This is a genomic window from Oleiphilus sp. HI0123, assembly GCF_001635315.1.
The window spans coordinates 1-3,748 of sequence record NZ_LWGE01001458.1; the positions used below are offsets into that span (position 1 = coordinate 1).

A 3,748-nucleotide genomic window follows, 5' to 3' on the forward strand; every position below is an offset into this window, starting at 1 on the left:
GTCTGCAGGCAGCTTGGCCAATACAAGCTGCTCATTCAATTTTCTTTCTCGAAGTTGATACTTGAGCAAAATCCCGAAATCAATCAGCACATCTAGCCTTTTCAATTGCAGCAAGTGAATCCCATGCTCCAAGCCCTTCAGCTTGATTGTCGCTACGTCTCCAGACTTAATCAGGCTCATCACTTCAGGGTGATAAACATAACCGTTATAGATTCCTAGAGTTGTTCCTTTAAGGTCATTGTATGAATGAAGCTTCAAGCTAAGTTCTGGACGAACAAGAAATCTGTCTGCCCCATCAAATAAAACAGGGGACCAATGATAGGAAGAAGGTAATTCCTTCCAAATAGGGCTCGTCAAACAATCCACATCGATGTCACCTGACTGCAATTGTTGCTCAATTCGCAAGACTGGAAGTTTCACAAACTCGGCTTGCAATCCCGCTTCGGAAGAAATCTGGTCGGCCAGATCTTTGATAATGCCAGAATGGACTACACCATCATGTTCAATAACAAAAGGTGGCTTCGCATCATCCCAATAACTGAACTTAAGAGTCTCTGCGCTAACGTTCCCTACTGAAAAAAGCAATACCAGCAAGCCTAGCTTCGATGTAATCTCTCTCATCACTCCACTCCTCCGTATACTTTCATTATTGGAAGGAAATAGTAATTAAGCAATATCTTTCACTAAAAATACCAAATTGATCTAGCTTTACTTGAGTCGAATCAAGAGTCCGTTTTACTTATTTACCACAGACCTGACAGCCTGAGTCTTTCTTCAGTTTCAACGTCCGCCACTCCATCGAAGTAGCATCCAGCATCATTAAGCGCCCTTTTAAAGAACATCCTAGGCCACTCAGTACCTTAATAGCCTCCATTGCCTGCATGCTCCCTATAATGCCAACCAACGGCGCCATAACACCTGACGTTGAGCAGGTAAGCTGCTCGTCATCCCCTTCAGCATACAAACACTGATAACACGGTGCTTCATCGTCACGCATATCGAAAACACTTACCTGCCCTTCCATTCGAATCGCGGCACCAGACACTAGAGGCTTTGCTTCTTCGACACATGCTCTATTGACCGAGAATCGAGTTGTGAATGTGTCGCTGCAGTCCAAAACCAAGTCAACTCTGGCGACAGCAGACCGTAACCCCTCCTCATCCAGACGTTTGGCAAGTACCTTCACTTCAACATGAGGGTTTATATTGCCAAGCATTTCAGCCGCGGAGTCTACTTTCATTTTTCCTAACGAGCTTTCGCCATGTAGAATTTGGCGCTGCAAGTTGGAAACATCAACATGGTCATCATCAACGATAGTTATGCAGCCAACACCTGCTGCTGCAAGATACATCGCAACCGGGCTACCCAAGCCACCCGCACCAATAATAAGTACTTTTGCATTCTTGAGCGCCAACTGCCCCGCAACATCGAATTTAGGCAACATGATCTGCCGGCTATATCGCAATAACTCCGGATCACTTAACTCTTGATAAACTTCGCGACTTTGCTGCTCGCTCACAATTCACCTCTATACAGATATAAAACTAGTCTTACCCAGTCCATTGGCCCTGGGTAACACGATCGTTACCGCCATAATCTTTACTTGTCTCGACCTGCTGATAACCCGCTTTTTTCAGTACTGACCTAACAAGCTCTGCCTGGTCATAGCCATGTTCAAAAAGTAGCCAGCCACCTGCTTCGAGAAACTCACGCGCATCATGCGTAATCTTTTTGATATCGGCCATCCCCTGATCTTCAGCAATCAGAGCAGAAGCAGGCTCAAATCGAACATCCCCTTCACGCAGGTGCTTATCTTTGGCATCGATATAGGGAGGATTACTAACAATCAGAGAAAAACGCTGCTCCCGGAATGCGGAAAACCAATCGCTGCAGAAGAACTCAACATGAGGAAGGCTATTCAAGTTTGCGTTTTGCCTTGCTAGCTCAATGACCTTTGGAAAACGGTCAACACCATTGACCTGCCATGCTGGACGCTCACTAGCTAATGCCAAGGCTATCGCCCCCGTGCCCGTTCCGAGATCAAGTACTGAAATGGCGGACTTATCCAACGGCAAATTCAAAGCCCTTTCAACAAGCACTTCGGTATCAGGCCTTGGAATGAGAGTATGCTCATTAACCTTTAAATTTAGAGTCCAAAAATCTCGCTGACCAATTAGGTGGGCAATAGGACGCCCTTTTTGGCGTTGTGAAACAAGAGAAAGAAAGTGCTCGGTTTGGTCTTGATCCAGACTTTTATCAGGCCAGGTCCGTAAATAAGCACGCTCGCAATCGAGCACGTGACATAAGAGCAGCTCAACATCCAAAGATGCCGAACTGCTTGTCAATTCGAGGGATTTTGCCATCGCCTCTGAAATAGTCAGTTGATGGCTCATATCAAACTCCAATAAGCTATATCTACTTATTACTCACCCATAGAAGTGAGTAATTCAGCCTGATGCTCTTGCAATAAAGGCTGTAACACCTGGTCCAAATCACCTTCCATAACTTCAGCTAGCTTATAGAGCGTCAAATTAATTCGATGATCAGTCATGCGACCTTGAGGAAAGTTATAGGTTCTGATTCGCTCAGAACGGTCACCACTACCTACGAGACTTTTTCGTTGATCTGATTGTTCTTGAGCATGCGCTTCCTGTTCAGCCGTCAGTAGCCTCGATTGCAACAAAGATAGAGCGCGAGCCTTATTCTTATGCTGTGATCGTTCGTCCTGACACTCAACTACCACACCTGTTGGCAAGTGGGTAATACGAATAGCCGAATCCGTTTTGTTGACGTGCTGACCACCGGCGCCCGAAGCCCGGAAGGTATCGATACGCAAGTCAGCCTTATTGATTTCGATCTCATCCACAGCATCAATTTCCGGCATCACAGCCACCGTACAAGCCGAAGTATGAACCCTGCCTTGCGATTCGGTTTCTGGAACACGTTGTACACGATGAGCTCCTGACTCAAACTTCAGGCTCCCATATACACCCTCACCGACAAGCCGTGTAATCACTTCTTTATAACCACCGTGCTCACCCAGGTTTTCGCTAACCACTTCAACCTTCCAGCCTTTCTTCTCAGCATAACGAGAATACATGCGAAATAAATCCCCAGAGAAAATTGCCGCCTCATCACCACCGGTTCCCGCTCGAATTTCCAAGAAAACGTTATTCTTGTCATTCGGATCTTTAGGTAACAAGAGAGTCTGCAACTCCTTATCAAGAGTTTCCAAAGAAGACTTTGCCTCTTTCAGCTCTTCTTGAGCCATCTCGCGCATATCGGCATCACCATCATTCATCAGCATGTTGGCTTCTTCGATGTCGTCCTGAGCTTGTCTGTAGCTAGCGTAACATTTCACAACCGGCTCAATTTCAGCATACTCTTTTGAAAAGTCGCGAAATTTATTCTGGTCTGTGATCACATCAGGGTCGCTCATAAGAGCTGCTAATTCTTCGTAACGTTCAGAAATACTGTCTAAACGAAGCAATAAGGATTCTTTCATGGAATAGTAACCAGCTAGATGACCTTAACTTAACTATAAAGCCTGAAGAACAAACGCTTTTGATAAAGTAAGGTCACAAAAATTCAATATGTAGGAAATTGCGCGGCATTTTAGCAAAAATAGCGGCGCGAAACAAAAGCTAGCTCTTGTAGAAAGATTTAGAACATCTCTAGCTCGCCATCATCAAAAGGATCGGCTTCAGGCTCTTTATACTCAAAGGACAAATTTTGATTTAATACTTTT

General features: G+C 45.1%; 4 protein-coding genes. All 4 read right to left on the reverse strand.

Going from position 1 to position 3,748, the window contains the following annotated elements:
- Nucleotides 1-621: ABC transporter substrate-binding protein (locus A3761_RS19085; protein WP_068750696.1), on the reverse strand; the 621-nt coding region annotated here is incomplete at its 3' end.
- Between the two features lie 118 nt (nt 622-739).
- Complete coding sequence (locus A3761_RS19090; protein ID WP_082870302.1) at nt 740-1,519, reverse strand: molybdopterin-synthase adenylyltransferase MoeB; 780 nt, start codon at nt 1,517-1,519, stop codon at nt 740-742.
- Between the two features lie 31 nt (nt 1,520-1,550).
- Nucleotides 1,551-2,393, reverse strand: a complete 843-nt coding sequence (gene prmC / locus A3761_RS19095; RefSeq protein WP_068513801.1) for a peptide chain release factor N(5)-glutamine methyltransferase — start codon at nt 2,391-2,393, stop codon at nt 1,551-1,553.
- A 29-nt stretch (nt 2,394-2,422) separates the two neighbouring features.
- Nucleotides 2,423-3,505, reverse strand: coding sequence for a peptide chain release factor 1 (prfA, locus tag A3761_RS19100; RefSeq protein ID WP_068513797.1), 1,083 nt, complete (start codon nt 3,503-3,505; stop codon nt 2,423-2,425).
- Nucleotides 3,506-3,748: the final 243 nt, after the last annotated feature.

Coding starts and splice junctions, on each gene's coding strand:
- prfA (WP_068513797.1), bottom strand. CDS start 3,505: ATGAAAGAATCCTTATTGCTTCGTTTAGACAGTATTTCTGAACGTTAC.
- prmC (WP_068513801.1), bottom strand. CDS start 2,393: ATGAGCCATCAACTGACTATTTCAGAGGCGATGGCAAAATCCCTCGAA.